This is a genomic window from Pseudomonas sp. FFPRI_1 (genome assembly GCF_055384485.1).
Window position 1 is genome coordinate 1,165,604 of sequence record NZ_AP029168.1, and the last position, 14,438, is coordinate 1,180,041.

13 protein-coding genes and 1 pseudogene are annotated in these 14,438 nt (G+C 64.4%); 7 read left to right on the plus strand and 7 right to left on the minus strand.

Annotated features, from left to right (window positions below):
* The first annotated feature begins 446 nt into the window (after positions 1-446).
* From ggt to ACZ5BO_RS05180, 6 genes are all read left to right on the plus strand, one after another.
* Positions 447-2,114, plus strand: coding sequence for a gamma-glutamyltransferase (gene ggt, locus ACZ5BO_RS05155; RefSeq protein WP_025131477.1), 1,668 nt, complete (start codon positions 447-449; stop codon positions 2,112-2,114).
* 263 nt (positions 2,115-2,377) lie between these two features.
* A complete protein-coding gene (locus tag ACZ5BO_RS05160; RefSeq protein ID WP_464698578.1) occupies positions 2,378-3,823 on the plus strand; it encodes a SulP family inorganic anion transporter in 1,446 nt (481 codons plus the stop codon).
* Between the two features lie 204 nt (positions 3,824-4,027).
* Positions 4,028-5,377, plus strand: coding sequence for a GntT/GntP/DsdX family permease (locus tag ACZ5BO_RS05165; protein WP_025131475.1), 1,350 nt, complete (start codon positions 4,028-4,030; stop codon positions 5,375-5,377).
* Positions 5,378-6,238 (plus strand): MurR/RpiR family transcriptional regulator, encoded by an 861-nt coding sequence (locus ACZ5BO_RS05170; RefSeq protein WP_464698580.1) that lies wholly within the window; start codon positions 5,378-5,380, stop codon positions 6,236-6,238.
* 1 nt (position 6,239) lies between these two features.
* Positions 6,240-7,706: an N-acyl-D-amino-acid deacylase family protein gene (locus tag ACZ5BO_RS05175; RefSeq protein ID WP_464698582.1), complete on the plus strand. Its 1,467-nt coding sequence runs from the start codon at positions 6,240-6,242 to the stop codon at positions 7,704-7,706.
* A 116-nt stretch (positions 7,707-7,822) separates the two neighbouring features.
* The gene (locus tag ACZ5BO_RS05180; RefSeq protein WP_025131472.1) at positions 7,823-8,191 is read left to right on the plus strand and encodes a glyoxalase superfamily protein; all 369 of its coding nucleotides are present in this window, start codon (positions 7,823-7,825) and stop codon (positions 8,189-8,191) included.
* A 6-nt stretch (positions 8,192-8,197) separates the two neighbouring features.
* Here ACZ5BO_RS05180 and gliR read toward each other — a convergent pair whose 3' ends face one another.
* The 4 genes and pseudogenes from gliR to ACZ5BO_RS05200 form a co-directional block, all read right to left on the minus strand.
* A complete protein-coding gene (gene gliR / locus ACZ5BO_RS05185; RefSeq protein ID WP_464698584.1) occupies positions 8,198-9,226 on the minus strand; it encodes an AraC family transcriptional regulator GliR in 1,029 nt (342 codons plus the stop codon).
* 294 nt (positions 9,227-9,520) lie between these two features.
* Entirely contained in the window at positions 9,521-10,384 is an 864-nt protein-coding gene (locus tag ACZ5BO_RS05190; protein ID WP_464701188.1) for a methyl-accepting chemotaxis protein, read from the minus strand.
* Between the two features lie 42 nt (positions 10,385-10,426).
* Positions 10,427-11,305: pseudogene (locus tag ACZ5BO_RS05195) on the minus strand (methyl-accepting chemotaxis protein); the annotation flags it as partial.
* A 127-nt stretch (positions 11,306-11,432) separates the two neighbouring features.
* Positions 11,433-11,765 carry a hypothetical protein gene (locus tag ACZ5BO_RS05200; RefSeq protein ID WP_464698586.1) on the minus strand — a complete coding sequence of 111 codons (333 nt, stop codon included), beginning with the start codon at positions 11,763-11,765 and terminating at the stop codon, positions 11,433-11,435.
* A 78-nt stretch (positions 11,766-11,843) separates the two neighbouring features.
* Here ACZ5BO_RS05200 and pmrG point away from each other — a divergent pair, with 78 nt between their 5' ends.
* Positions 11,844-12,479, plus strand: coding sequence for a lipopolysaccharide core heptose(II)-phosphate phosphatase PmrG (gene pmrG / locus ACZ5BO_RS05205; RefSeq protein ID WP_051586118.1), 636 nt, complete (start codon positions 11,844-11,846; stop codon positions 12,477-12,479).
* 60 nt (positions 12,480-12,539) lie between these two features.
* Here pmrG and ACZ5BO_RS05210 read toward each other — a convergent pair whose 3' ends face one another.
* The 3 genes from ACZ5BO_RS05210 to ACZ5BO_RS05220 form a co-directional block, all read right to left on the minus strand.
* Positions 12,540-13,124, minus strand: a complete 585-nt coding sequence (locus ACZ5BO_RS05210; RefSeq protein WP_025131468.1) for a DUF2589 domain-containing protein — start codon at positions 13,122-13,124, stop codon at positions 12,540-12,542.
* 81 nt (positions 13,125-13,205) lie between these two features.
* Positions 13,206-13,865, minus strand: coding sequence for a DUF2589 domain-containing protein (locus tag ACZ5BO_RS05215; RefSeq protein ID WP_025131467.1), 660 nt, complete (start codon positions 13,863-13,865; stop codon positions 13,206-13,208).
* Positions 13,866-13,947: 82 nt separating this feature from the next.
* On the minus strand, positions 13,948-14,331 hold the full coding sequence (locus ACZ5BO_RS05220) for a hypothetical protein (RefSeq protein ID WP_025131466.1): 384 nt from the start codon (positions 14,329-14,331) through the stop codon (positions 13,948-13,950).
* Positions 14,332-14,438 lie beyond the last annotated feature (107 nt).

A 14,438-nucleotide genomic window follows, 5' to 3' on the forward strand; every position in this document is an offset into this window, starting at 1 on the left:
TTGTAGGAGCCGGCTTGCCGGCGAAGAGGCCCCCGAGTTTTGCACAAATCCAGAAATCGCCTTCGCTGGCAAGCCAGCTCCTACGGTGGCCGCCCGCAGCGGATCCCTCTGGCAACCGATGTCTTGTAGGAGCCGGCTTGCCGGCGAAGAGGCCCTCGAGTTTTGCGCAAGTCCCGAGATCGCCTTCGCTGGCAAGCCAGCTCCTACGGTTTCGGTGGCCGCATGCAGCGGATCCCTCTGGCAACCAATCCCTCGTAGGAGCCGGCTTGCCGGCGAAGAGGCCCTCGGGTTTTGCGCAAGTCCCGAAATCGCTTTCGCTGGCAAGCCAGCTCCTACGGTCATCCATGTTGGTGGGTTGGGACGGGTGTACTGCGTTTGGTGATTGCTCAAACCCAGGTTCCGGGCCTATGTTCTTGCCGTTCAATAACAAGAAAAGGAAGGACCTCATGCGCATCCTGTTATTCAAGACCCTGGCCCTGACGGCCGCCATCGCCGCCAGCAGTTCGGCCTTCGCCGTGACCCTGGAAGGCGGGGCGGTGGCGGCACCCAACCAGTACGGCGCCGAGGTCGCGGCGCAGATCCTCAAGAAAGGCGGCAATGCGGTGGACGCCGCAGTGGCCACGGCTTTCGCCCTGGCCGTGACCTACCCCGAGGCCGGGAATATCGGCGGTGGCGGTTTCATGACCATGTTCATCGACGGCAAGCCGTACTTCCTCGACTACCGGGAAACCGCGCCCAAGGCCGCGACCCGCGACATGTACCTGAACGAGAAGGGCGAGGTGATCGAGAACCTGAGCCTGGTGGGCGCTCGCGCCGCCGGCGTGCCGGGTACGGTGATGGGCCTGTGGGAGGCTCACCAGAAGTTCGGCAAGCTGCCGTGGAGTGAGTTGATCACCCCGGCGGTGGGTTATGCGAAGAACGGTTTCAAGGTCGCCGACAAGCAGTACCAGTACCGCGAAGATGCGCTGAAGCTGTTCAACGGCACCACCAACTTCGGTGACTACTTCGGCAGCATGAAGCCCGGCGAAACCTTCCGCCAGCCCGAGTTGGCGGCGACCCTGGAGCGCATCGCCGACCAGGGCGCCAAGGAGTTCTACAGCGGCAAGACCGCCGACCTGCTGGTGGCCCAGATGCAGGCCGACAAGGGCCTGATCACCAAGCAGGACCTGCAGGACTACAAGGTCCAGTGGCGCCAGCCGCTGCAGGTGACATTCCGTGGCAACACCCTGTACACCGCGCCGCCGCCCAGCTCCGGCGGGGTCGCCCTGGCGCAGTTGATCAGCATCAAGGAAGCGCGCGCCGCCGACTTCAAGGGCGTTGAGCTGAACTCGGCCAAGTACATCCACCTGCTGGCGGAAATCGAAAAGCGCGTGTTCGCCGACCGCGCCGACTACCTGGGCGATCCGGCGTTTTCCGAAGTGCCGGTCCAGCAACTGACCGACCCCGCGTACCTGAAAAAACGCGCCGCCGAGGTCAATCCGAATGCCATCTCGCCCACCGAAAATGTGCGCCCGGGGCTTGAGCGGCACCAGACCACCCACTTTTCCATCGTCGATGCCCAAGGCAACGCCGTGAGCAACACCTACACCCTGAATTGGGACTACGGCAGTGGCGTGGTGGTCAAGGGGGCGGGCTTCCTGCTCAACGACGAGATGGACGACTTCAGCGCCAAGCCCGGCGTGGCCAATGCCTTTGGCGTGGTGGGCGGGGACGCCAATGCCATCGCCCCGGGCAAGCGCATGCTGTCGTCCATGAGCCCGAGCCTGGTCACCCGTGACGGCAAGGTCACCCTGGTGCTGGGTACGCCGGGTGGTTCGCGGATCTTCACCTCGATCTTCCAGGTGCTGAACAACCTCTACGACTACCAGTTGCCTCTGGAAAAGGCCGTGGCCGCGCAGCGCGTGCACCATCAGTTGCTGCCCAAGGACACGATTTACTACGACGCCTACGCGCCGCTCACCGGCAAAGTCGCCGACCAGTTGAAAACCATGGGCTACACCCTGGAAGACCAGGGCTGGGAAATGGGCGATATCCAGGCGATCCGAGTCAACGGCACGCAGCTGGAAACCGCTTCCGACCCTCGCGGTCGGGGTGTCGGCCAAGTGGTCAAGTAAGCTTCTGACGCAGCACACAGCAGCCCCTCGCCCAGATTCTTGCGTGGCGAGGGAGCTTGCTCCTGCCGGAGTGCATGGCACTCCCTAAACCGATCTGGCCCGCACGCCGCCATTTACCTCCCCCCGACGTTTACCCAGCCCGCGCTTCCACAACCCTCCATCAGTCGACACTGGCCGTCACCAGCCCGATTCCGTACCATGCGCCGCCTGTTTTTTTGCCATCCCCTGCGACCGCTCCTGCCGGTCCGCGTAGTAGGTCACTCATGAACGCAAAACGTCTGCGAGCCGATGTCCTGGCCGGGCTCACCACCTCCTTCGCCTTGCTTCCCGAGTGCATCGCCTTTGCCCTGGTAGCCCACCTCAATCCGCTGATGGGCCTGTACGGCGCCTTCTTCATCTGCACCCTGACCGCCCTGTTCGGTGGCCGCCCGGGGATGATTTCCGGGGCCGCCGGCTCGATGGCGGTGGTGATCGTCGCCCTGGTGGTGCAGCACGGGGTGCAGTACTTGCTGGCTACCGTATTGCTGGGGGGGCTGATCATGGTCGCCTTTGGCCTGTTGTGCCTGGGCAAACTGGTGCGCATGGTGCCGCACCCGGTGATGCTGGGCTTCGTCAACGGCCTGGCGATTATCATTGCCTTGGCCCAGCTGAAGCATTTCAAGAGTGGCGAGCACTGGCTCAGCGGCCAGCCGCTGTACCTGATGGGTGGCCTGGTGTTGCTGACCATGGCCATCGTCTATCTGTTGCCGCGGCTGACCCGGGCGGTGCCACCGGCCTTGGTGGCGATCCTCGGGGTGGGCCTGCTGGTGTACCTGCTGGGCCTGCCGACCCGCATCCTGGGGGACATGGCCCATATCGCCGGTGGGCTGCCAAGCTTGTCCCTGCCGGACCTGCCCTGGACCCTGGAAACCCTCGGCATCATCGCTCCCTATGCGTTCCTGATGGCGATGGTTGGCCTGCTGGAAACCCTGCTGACCCTCAACCTCACCGATGAGATCACCGAGCGCCGTGGCTACCCGGACCGCGAATGCGTGGCCCTGGGCGCGGCCAACATGGTCTCGGGCGCCTTTGGCGGCATGGGCGGCTGCGCGATGATCGGCCAGACCGTGATCAACCTCAGTTCCGGCGGCCGTGGGCGTTTGTCGGGAGTGGTGGCCGGTGGGCTGATCCTGCTGTTCGTCCTGTTCCTGTCGCCGCTGATCGAGCACATTCCCCTGGCGGCGCTGGTGGGGGTGATGTTCGTGGTCTCCCAGCAGACCTTCGCCTGGGCGTCCTTGCGGGTGATCAACAAGGTGCCGCGCAGCGATGTGCTGGTGATCCTGGCGGTCACCGCGATCACCGTGTTCACCGACCTGGCCACCGCGGTGCTCTGCGGCATCGTCATCGCCGCCCTCAACTTCGCCTGGCAGCAGGCGCGGGAGCTGTACGCCGACAGCCACCTGGAGGCCAACGGCAGTAAGCACTATCTGCTGCACGGCACCCTGTTCTTTGCCTCCACCACGGCGTTTCTCAACCAGTTCGACCCGGCCGGCGACCCGCAACGGGTAACCGTCGACTGCCGGCACCTGAGCTTTGTCGACTACTCGGCCATCGCCGCCCTGAAGACCCTGCGTGAGCGCTACGCCAAGGCTGGCAAGCAACTGCGGGTGCTGCACCTGTCGGAGCGCTGCAAAACGTTGCTCAAGCGTGCCCGGGTACAGCACGACTGAAGGCTATGGGATCGGCCGCCCTTGGGCGGCCGTGGATGAAAATACGCCCTACCGATTTTCATAAGCCGAGCGGTTTCTTAGCTGTTTGCGACATCGCCTGCCTCGTTACGAAAATTAGTTTCACTTGGTTTGAACATCACTCTGTTAAGTGATTAATGAATTTCACAACCATTCGAAAGTGACGCTGTTTTCAAGGAGGACGCCATGGCTCCCGCAACGGGTTACTGGCTGCTGGGCTACGCCGCAGTCGCCATCATCGCGCTGATCGTGTTGATCGCTCGGTACCGGCTCAACCCCTTTATCGTCATCACCCTGGTGTCGGTGGGTCTGGCGCTGATGGCCGGCATGCCGCCTTCCGGGGTGGTCGGCGCCTACGAGGCGGGGGTTGGCAAGACCCTGGGGCATATCGCCCTGGTGGTGGCCCTGGGCACCATGCTCGGCAAACTCATGGCCGAATCCGGCGGTGCCGAGCAGGTGGCGCGCACCCTGATCGACCGCTTCGGCGAGCGCAACGCCCATTGGGCCATGGTCTGCATCGCCTTCCTGGTGGGGCTGCCGCTGTTCTTCGAGGTGGGCTTCGTGTTGCTGGTGCCAATTGCCTTCACCGTGGCCCGGCGGGTTGGGGTGTCACTGCTGATGGTGGGCCTGCCGATGGTCGCCGGGCTGTCGGTGGTGCATGCCCTGGTGCCGCCGCACCCCGGGGCGATGCTGGCGGTGCAGGCCTATCAGGCATCGGTGGGGCAGACCCTGCTGTACGCGATCCTGATTGGCGTGCCCACGGCGATCATCGCCGGGCCGGTGTATGCGCGGTTTATCGTGCCGCACATCCACCTGCCGGCAGAGAACCCGCTGGAGAAACAGTTCATCGCCCGTGAGCCGCGCCTGCGCCTGCCGAGTTTCCGCCTGACCATGGCCACCATCCTGCTGCCGGTGGTGCTGATGCTGATCGGCGGCTGGGCCAACCTGCTGGCCGAGCCCGGCACCGGCCTCAATCAGTTCCTGCTGTTTATCGGCAACTCGGTGATCGCCCTGCTGGTGGCCACCCTGGTGAGCTTCTGGACCCTGGGCCTGGCCCAGGGCATGAACCGCGAGTCGATCCTCAAGTTCACCAACGAGTGCCTGGCGCCCACCGCCAGCATCACCCTGCTGGTGGGGGCCGGCGGAGGCCTCAACCGGATCCTCATCGACTCCGGGGTGACCGAGCAGATCGTCGGCCTGGCCCATGAGTTCCAGTTGTCGCCGCTGTGGATGGGCTGGTTGTTCGCGGTGCTGATGCGGGTTGCCACCGGTTCGGCCACCGTGGCCCTGACCACCGCCTCGGGGGTGGTGGCGCCGGTGGCCGTGGGCCTGGGTTATCCCCATCCGGAGCTGCTGGTGATCGCCACCGGCGCCGGCTCGGTGATTTTGTCCCACGTCAACGACGGCGGCTTCTGGCTGGTGAAGGAATACTTCAATATGACGGTCATTCAAACCTTCAAGACCTGGACCGTGCTGGAGACCCTGATCTCGGTGATTGCCTTCGGCCTGACCCTGGTCCTCGCGGAGTTTTTGTAGATGGACATCCTGTACCAGATCCGCTCGTGCCTGGACTCCCTGAGTGCCGGGGAGGGGCGGATCGCCCGGCTGATGCTGGACGACGTGGGGTTTGCCGCCTCCGCCAGCCTCGACGAATTGGCCCAGCGGGCCGATGTCAGCGCCGCCACCCTGTCGCGCTTCGCCCGCAGCGTCGGCTGTCGTGACCTGCGCCAACTGCGCCTGCAACTGGCCCAGGCCAGCGGGGTGGGCAGCCGTTTTCTCGACCCGGCCGGGGCCCCCGAGCAGTCCGGCTTCTACCGGCAGATCGTCGGCGATATCGAGTCGGCCCTGCACCAGCACCTGGCCGGTTTCCACGAGACGCAGTTCGCCGATGCGGTGCGCCTGCTGGGCCGGGCGCGGATGATCCATGCCTTCGGCACCGGCGGCTGCTCGACCCTGTGCAGCGATGAGCTGCAAGTGCGCCTGGTGCGTCTGGGTTATTCCATCGCCGCCTGCCACGACCCGGTGATGATGCGGGTGACCGCTGCCGCACTGGGGCCGCAGCATGCGGTGATCGCCTGTTCCCTGACCGGGATTACCCCCGAGCTGCTGGAGGCCGTGACCCTGGCCCGCAGCTACGGCGCCGGGATCCTGGCCATCACCCTGCCGGATTCGCCCCTGGCGCAACTGGCGGATGTGGTGTTGCCGCTGCATAGCGCCGAGACCTCGTTCATCTACAAACCCACCGCTGCGCGCTACGGCATGCTGCTGGCCATCGACGTCCTGGCCACCGAGCTGGCCCTGGCCCTGCCGGACGACAACCAGGAGCGCCTGCGCCGCATCAAGCTGGCCCTGGACCATTACCGTGGCGGTGACGACTGCCTGCCCCTGGGAGACTGATATGCGCTACGACACGCTGATCCGCAACGCCTTGATCATCGATGGCAGCGACCGCCCGGGCTACCTCGCCGACCTGGCCATCGACGATGGCCGTATCCAGCGCATCGGCGACCTGTCCGACGCCACGGCCCGGGAACAGATCGATGGGCGCGGGCGAGTCCTGGCCCCGGGCTTCATCGATGTGCACACCCATGACGACACCGTGGTGATTCGCCAACCGCAGATGCTGCCCAAGCTCAGCCAGGGGGTGACCACGGTGATCGTCGGCAACTGCGGGATCAGCGCCTCGCCGGTGACCCTCAAGGGCGATCCGCCGGACCCGATGAACCTGCTGGGCGAGCGGTCGATGTTCGCCTACCCGCGCTTTCGCGATTACCGCGCGGCGGTAGAGGCGGCCCGCCCGGCAGTGAATGTGGCGGCGTTGGTGGGGCACACGGCGCTGCGCAGCAATCACCTGGCGGATCTGTACCGCACCGCCCGTACCGAGGAGATCGCGGCCATGCGCGAACAACTGCGCGAGAGCCTGGAGGACGGTGCCCTGGGCCTGTCCACCGGGCTGGCCTACGCCAGCGCCTTCTCGGCCGAAACCGATGAAGTGCTGCAACTGGCCCAGGAGCTGACGGCCTTTGGCGCGGTGTACACCACCCACTTGCGCAGCGAGTTCGAACCGGTGCTGGAGGCCATGGACGAAGCCTTTCTGATCGGGCGTTCGGCTCGTGCGCCGGTGATCGTCTCGCACCTCAAGTGCGCCGGTGCCGGCAACTGGGGGCGCAGCCCACAGCTGCTGGCGGCCCTGGAGCAGGCGGCGCAGGATCACCCGGTAGGCTGCGACTGCTATCCCTACGCCGCCAGTTCCTCGACCCTGGACCTCAAGCAGGTCACCGATGCCTACCGCATCACCGTGACCTGGTCCACGCCGCACCCCGAGCAGGGTGGTCGCGACTTGAGCGAGATCGCCGCCGATTGGGGCGTCAGCCTGCTGGCCGCCGCCGAGCGCCTGCAACCGGCAGGGGCGGTGTACTACGGCATGGATGAGAACGATGTGCGCCGCATCCTCGCCCATCCGCTGTCGATGATCGGCTCCGATGGCCTGCCGGAAGACCCCTTCCCCCATCCTCGTTTGTGGGGCGCCTTCCCCCGGGTGCTGGGGCATTTCAGCCGCGACCTGGGCCTGTTCCCGCTGCACACCGCGGTGCACAAGATGACCGGGCTTTCAGCCGCACGCTTCGGCCTGCAGCAACGGGGCGAGATCCGTGAAGGGCACTGGGCCGACCTGGTGCTGTTCGACCCGGCTCGGGTGCGTGACGTGGCGGACTTCAAGGCCCCGCAACAGGCCGCGGAAGGAATCGACGGGGTCTGGGTCAACGGTGTGTGCAGTTATGCCGCGGGGCAGGCCAACGGTCAGCGCCGGGGCCGCTTTCTTGCCCGTGAGGGGGATCTGCGCCAGGGGTTTGCCAGGGCCCACTGAAGGCGTGATCTGGGTCACGATAGTGGCGTATTGACATTAAAGAATCCCGGGCTGGCGCCGAAGTGCTGACATCAATGGCCGTTACAGTCGGCCTTTTCCAGTCAGGGAGTCGCCCCATGAGCTTTGGCAAAACCACCCCCATCCTGCGGATCTTCGATGAAGCCAAGGCTCGGGAGTTTTACCTCGATTTCCTGGGCTTCTCCCTGGACTGGGAGCACCGCTTCGAAGCCGATTTCCCGCTGTACATGCAAGTGTCACGGGGCGAGTGCGTGCTGCACCTTTCGGAGCATCATGGCGATTGCTCGCCAGGGGCTGCGCTGCGTATCGAAACCGATGAACTGGAAGCCTTCCAGCAGCAATTGCTGGCCCAGCAGTACCGTTTTTCCCACCCGCAGATCCAGGCCATGCCCTGGGGCAGCCAGGACATGACCATCAGCGACCCGTTCGGCAATCGGCTGGTGTTCACCAACGCAATCAGCGTCTGACGGGTTTCAGGCCTTGCCAGAGGCCTGGGCGGCCTGGCGGAACTGCCCCGGAGTCAGCCCGGTGCGACTCTTGAAGCTGCGGTGAAATGAGCGCGGCTCGGTAAACCCCAGGCAATCGGAAATCCCCTGGATCGACAGCTCGCTGTGTCGCAGATGGTGCTCGGCGAGTTCCTGGCGCAGGTCATCGAGGATCTGTTGATACGAGGTGCCGGCCTGCTGCAACTGGCGTTGCAGGGTGCGTACCGACAGCGACAGGTGCTCCGCCACCTGTTCCTTGCGCGGCAGGCCGTCCTTGAGCAACTGGCGCAATACGTTGTGCACCTGCAGCGCCAGGGGCGCATCGGCCAGCGAGGCCATCATCGTCTGGGCATGATCTTCCAGGGTCCTGAGCAGGCGGGCATCGGCCTGTCGCAGCGGCAGTTGCAGGTACTCCAGCGGGGCCACCAGGGCCGAGCAGGGCTGCTGGAACAGCACCGGGCAGCCGAACAGGGCCTCGTACTGGGCCACCTGAGTGTTCTGCGGCAAGGGGTGTTCGAACCAGACTGCACGGGGGGACATGGCTGAGTCGGCGATCCAGCGGGCATACAGCAGCCAGGAAGCGAGCACGTTTTCCACCAGGTGCCGGCGAATGTCCGGGCGCTGGTGGCGACAGCTCCAGATCAGTCGCACTTCCCCTTCCAGCAGTTCGGCACGGCTGGTGCCCATGTCGCCCACCAGTTTTTCGAACGGCATGATGCGGCCCATGGCTTCGCCCAGGGTTGCGCAGTTCATGGTGATGTAGCCCAGCACGTTCCAGGAGCTGGGTTTGACGAAGCGCGCTGAATTGAGGCCGAACAACGGGTCGCCGGAGTGCAGGCAGAAGTAGTCCAGCAAGCGTTCGTGGACTTCCATCGGCAGGCGCAGGCTGGTGTCGTTGAGCTGTTCGGGTTCAATCCCGGCGGCCGCCAGCGCCGGAGCGGTGGCAATACCCAGTTGCTCGGCGTAGAGCAGGTACTTGAGCAGGGGCGGGAGCGAAGTAAAACCGAGGCTGGGCATGAACGGGTTCCTGGTGACTAATCCTTCGGACAGCAGGACGGAGACCGGGAAAGGTAAGGGCAAACCTTGAGTCCTGTAAATGCTTCGCCGTTGCCCGTAGGGCTATTGAGGCAAACGCTGGACCGGGCGGAAAAGCAATCGCTTGCTCCCGCAGGACTGCGCAGCAGTCGTATTGGTAGGCTGCTTTGTGCTGGCAAGCCGGAGGGAGGCGGACCGCGTAGCGCCTTTCGCTGGCAAGCCAGCTCCTACGGAACCCTGTAGGAGCCGGCTTGCCGGCGAAGGGCACGCTGCAAATCAGACGCGGAAGTGGCTGACCATCATCTGCAACTGGCCGCCCAGGCGGGCCAGCTCGACGCTGGCGGCGGCGGTTTCATCGCTGGCGGCGGCGGTCTGTTCGGACACGTCGCGCACGTTGATGATGCTGCGGCTGATCTCTTCGGCCACGGCGCTCTGCTGCTCGGCAGCGGCGGCGATCTGCTGGTTCATCGACTGGATGTTGGACACGGTGCGGGTGATGCTTTCCAGCGAGGCACCGGCCTTGCGGGTCAGGTCGACACTGCTGTCGGTCAGGCTGCGGCTGTTGTTCATCACCGTGGCCACTTGCTGGGTGCCATTCTGCAGGCCGGCCACCAGTACTTCGATCTCTTCGGTGGACTTCTGGGTGCGCTGGGCCAGGGCTCGCACTTCGTCGGCAACCACGGCAAAACCACGGCCGGCTTCACCGGCACGGGCGGCTTCGATGGCGGCGTTCAAGGCCAGCAGGTTGGTCTGTTCGGCCACGGCCTTGATCACGTCCATGACGCTGCCGATCTTGTCGCTTTCCTGTTGCAGCACGGTCATGGCGTCGGTGGAACGTACCACCTCGCTGGCCAGGCGCTCGATCTGTTCGATGGCCTGGGCCACCACCTTGTCGCCCTGGCGGGCTTCGCCGTCGGCGGCGGCCGCAGCTTGGGAGGCTTCTTCGGCGTTGCGCGCGACTTCCTGCACGGTGGCGGTCATCTCGTGCATGGCGGTGGCCACCTGGTCGGTCTCGACTTTCTGGCTGTTGACCCCGGCGCTGGTTTCTTCGGTCACGGCGGACAGTTCTTCGGCGGCGCTGGCGATCTGGGTCACGCCATCACGGATGCCGCTGATCAGCTCGCGCAGGGTCACGCCCATGCGTGCGATGCCTTGTTGCAGCACGCCCAGTTCATCGCGGCGGGTGACCCGCAGGTCCTGGGTCAGGTCGCCGGAGGCGATGCGCTCGACCACGGCCAGGGTTTCACGCAACGGGCGGGTGATCTGCCGGGTGATGATCACCGCGGCCAGGACGCCCACCAGCAGTGCCAGCAGGGTGCTGATCATCTGCAGGCTGCGGGCCTGGGTGCTCTCGATGTCGCGGCGGTCCAGCTGGATCTGGTACAGGGCGTCACTGCGGTTGACGATGTCGGCGCCCTGGTCGGTCATTTCCTTGCGCGCCTCTAGGGCGCTGGTGAAGGCGACCTTGAAGGCCTGCAGCGAGCTGCGGTAGCCGCTCAGGGCGGTTTCCAGCTGTTGCAGGGCATCGCGCTGGGTGCTGCTGAAATGGGACTTGAGCTGATCCATTTCGGCAATCGCAGCGTTGAGCTGGGTGACGGCTTTCTGCTCGGTGTCCGGGTTGTTGGTGGTGACGTAGCCGCGCACTTCATAGCGCGCCAGCTGGAAGGCTTCCTTGGCCTGGGTGATGGCCTGGAACTGCTCGAAGCGCTCGTCGCTCAGGGGCAACTGCTTGACCCAGGAGTTGATCCCGTTGATCAGGTCATTGGCGCGTTCGGCGTTCTGGTTCATCGCCAGGCGCGCAGCGTCACCGGTGCGGTAGGCGTTGCGCATCTTGTTCAGCGAGTCCTGATAGGCGCTGATGGTCGCGCCCAGGCCTTGCAGAAGCTTGATGTTTTCCGGGCTCTGGAACGAGGCCAGGAGCTTTTTCTGCTGGGCGCTGAAATCGTCCAGGGTGTTCTGCACGCCTTGGGCGGCGGTTTCGTCGCCGTTGGCCAGCATGTACTGCAGGCGGGTGACCCGCAGCTTGGTCAGGCCGCTGTTGAGCTGGGTGATGTCGCTCATCCAGTTGCTGCGGTCAATCAGGCCGCCCAGGCTGGTCCAGCCGGTCAGTGCAAGGACGGTGGTCAGGGCCAGGACCAGGCCGAAACCCAGGCCCAGCTTGAGGTTGACGCTTATGTTGGCAAACCAACTATTCATTGAAATTCCTCCAGGAACGTAGCGCTTCTTGATCTAAGTTGGCTGGAAGATTGTTGTTGTTGGTGCCCAGCAAGGTGTTTTGTAGGGGGTGTATCGGCGGGATGTGCCATAGCTGAAACGATTTCGTCGGCATTGCGCCAAGACAATGTTTCAGGCTTTGACGGCTATTTTGCGGGATGGGCCACCGCACCGTTGAGCTTTTTTTCACATTCATTTCACCGGCGCCCCACGTCCGTGCTCCTAGAGTCTGCCCGGTCGATGCCCAAGGCATCGGACAGCGCTCGATTGTCATCAGGTTTCTGTAGCCTGGATCAGAGCGGCTCATTTCACCGGATCAATCTCAACAAGGGGCTGCGGCACTGTGACCACACCACTGGTTTCCACGCTGGTCAAACGCTCGACGATGACGAGCGGCCTGAAGCGTTACAAGCGTTTCCTGGCACTGTTGCTGGGCGGTGTGCTGCTGATTCCCCTGAGCTTGTGGCTGTTCCGGCCGGCGGCGGTGCCCGACCTGGCCCACGGTAACCTGGCCGGGGTCCAGGCGTTGCGGGCCGGCTGGGCCAAGGGCGACATCATCGTCCTGGTGCGTCATGTGGAGCGTTGCGATCGTTCCAAGGCTGCCTGCCTGGGCCCTGCCGATGGCATTACCGACCGTGCCCGGGAGGTGGCGGTGGGCCTGGGTGCGCAGTTCGAGCAACTGGGCCTGGACCGTGCCGATATCTACAACAGCCCGCTGACCCGGACCGCGCAGACCGCAAGCTATATGTTCAGCAAGGTCAGCAGCGGCGATGGCTGGCTGTACAACTGCAAGGGCAGCATGCTGCGTGACGCACTGGCGCATAAGGTGGCCGGGCGCAACCTGGTACTGGTGACCCACAGTGAGTGCATGGACGCGCTGGAGAAGGAACTGAAGCTGGCGACCCCGACCCTGGGGTACGGCGCTGCTCTGTTCGTTTCCACCGATACCCTCAATGGCGCGCCGAAGATGCTCGGCATGATCGAGGCCAGCGACTGGCGCTCGGTCAATCTCAAGCCTTGAACCCTGTCCGGCGCTCCGGGCTGGCCGTCGCGGTCAGCCGGGCGGGTCATGCCCCGCAGCTCAGGGCGCCAGCAGGTCGGGGTCGCCGGGCGGATTGCCGGCCGGCGCGAACGTCGCAGGGGCAGGCCCTTCGTTGATCCGCTGTGGGCTGATCAGGTTGGTGAATTCCTCGATCAGGCGCTGGATCGCCTCCGGCGGCTGGCAGTCGCGAAACTCCATGCTGATCTGCACTTCGTCGGGGTCGCGCTCGTGGCCTTCGCGCTTGCCGTTGCCGAAGGTGACGAAAAACTTCTCGCTCTGCAGCTCGCCGTTCTCCAGGTCGTGGCTGGCCTTCTGCAATTCGGTGGCTTGCATGCGCACCGACAGGTCGACGGTCATCTTGTGCAGGGCCAGGCCCTTGGGCGAGACCAGGGCGATCAGCGGCACATTGATGATGTGGTCATCGTTGAGTGCCACCTCGACCATCTTGGCCTTCATCGGCGTGCCCAGGTCGTCGACGTTGTAGTCGAAGAACTGGTCGAACAACTTGATGTACTGCTGGGCGATCAGGTTGTGAGTGGCCGCGGCGGCCTGGTGCATGCCACGGGTGATGTGGCTCAGGTCGCTGGCGGACATGGGCTCCTTGCTGCGGGAAAAAAAAGCCATGGATCACGCTCCTTGTTCGGTGGCTGGAGTGCCCCGCCGTGAAGGCGGGGCGGGCTGGAGGGGGCTAGGGGGCCGTGGTGATCAACCGTTGGTGCCGTCTTTCTTCTCGGCCGCGGCATCAGGCATTTTCAGCGCGTTGGCAGTCGGCAGCTTGTCGGTGTCGGTCGGTTGCGTGCCAGGCAGCCGCACAGGCTTGGTGGCGGCGTCGGTGAGGAAGTCGATGACCCGCATCAGGGCTTCCGGTGGGTCCTGGCGGACGATCTTGGTGCTGATGGCGTAGCGTGCGCGGGTGTCGGTCTTGCGGGTCTGGGTCGATTTGTGGCTCGCCGCGCCCTTGACCGAGACGCTGAACGGGCCCCAGCCCATCTTCGCTTCGAAACTGCCGGAGGCTTCGGTGCTGCTGGTGTCCTCGGCCATCTGGCTGATGGTCAGCTCGAACTCGATCGAACCTTCCTCGATGGTGATGTTGGGGTGACTGATGGCCGCCAGCAGCGGGATGCGCATCGACTTCTTCACCGTGCCCTTGTAGACGCCCTGCTCATCCACCAGGGTTTCGTCGTAGTCGAACTGCACCGAAACCGCCTGGCCGTTCTGGATGCACACGCCCATCAGGAAGTCCGCGTAGGCTCTGCTCGCGGCGACCTGCGCCTGGATCATTGCCATCAGTGGGCCGGTGATCATCTTGTCCAGGGGCAGGGCGGCAATCACACCGCCGATCAAGCCCTTATCGATATCTGGCATGGTCTTTCTCCTTGTTCTTCGTTGCGCGAGATGCGCCCCTGCACATTAGGAAAACCGTTGCGAGCTGTTCAGCGGGAATCGATTACCGGGGAGTGTTGGCTTCCAGGCGGCGGATGTTGCCGATCTGTCGCAGGCTCAGGCCGTATTTGTCGGCCAGCACGCTGCGGGAAATGCCCCCCAGGCTTTCCAGCTGGATGTGCTGGTTGCGGATCTGCCGGCAGAAGTGGTCGGCCTTGGGGATCTCCAGGGCCAATCCGGCGAAGCGCTCGATCAGGGCCTTGAGGGCATCGGGAGGCAGGATCAGGGCCAGGGACGTGCGTTCGGCGTGCTTGGGAATGTATTTGGGGCGGCCGCCATATTCGCGGGTGAGGTGGTAGGCATTCTCCAGGCCGATGCAGTCGATGAGGGCCTGGAGCGAGTGGGGCAGTTGGCGTACATCGATAAGACTGAGGTCGTTCACGTCCATTTGTTACCTCCTTGGAATTATGGATACGGCTGGTTTGATCCTAAGGAGATGTTTCGTCCCTTGTTCAGTGGGAAATATGCCCCTTGTTAAGGGGAACTATTACAGCC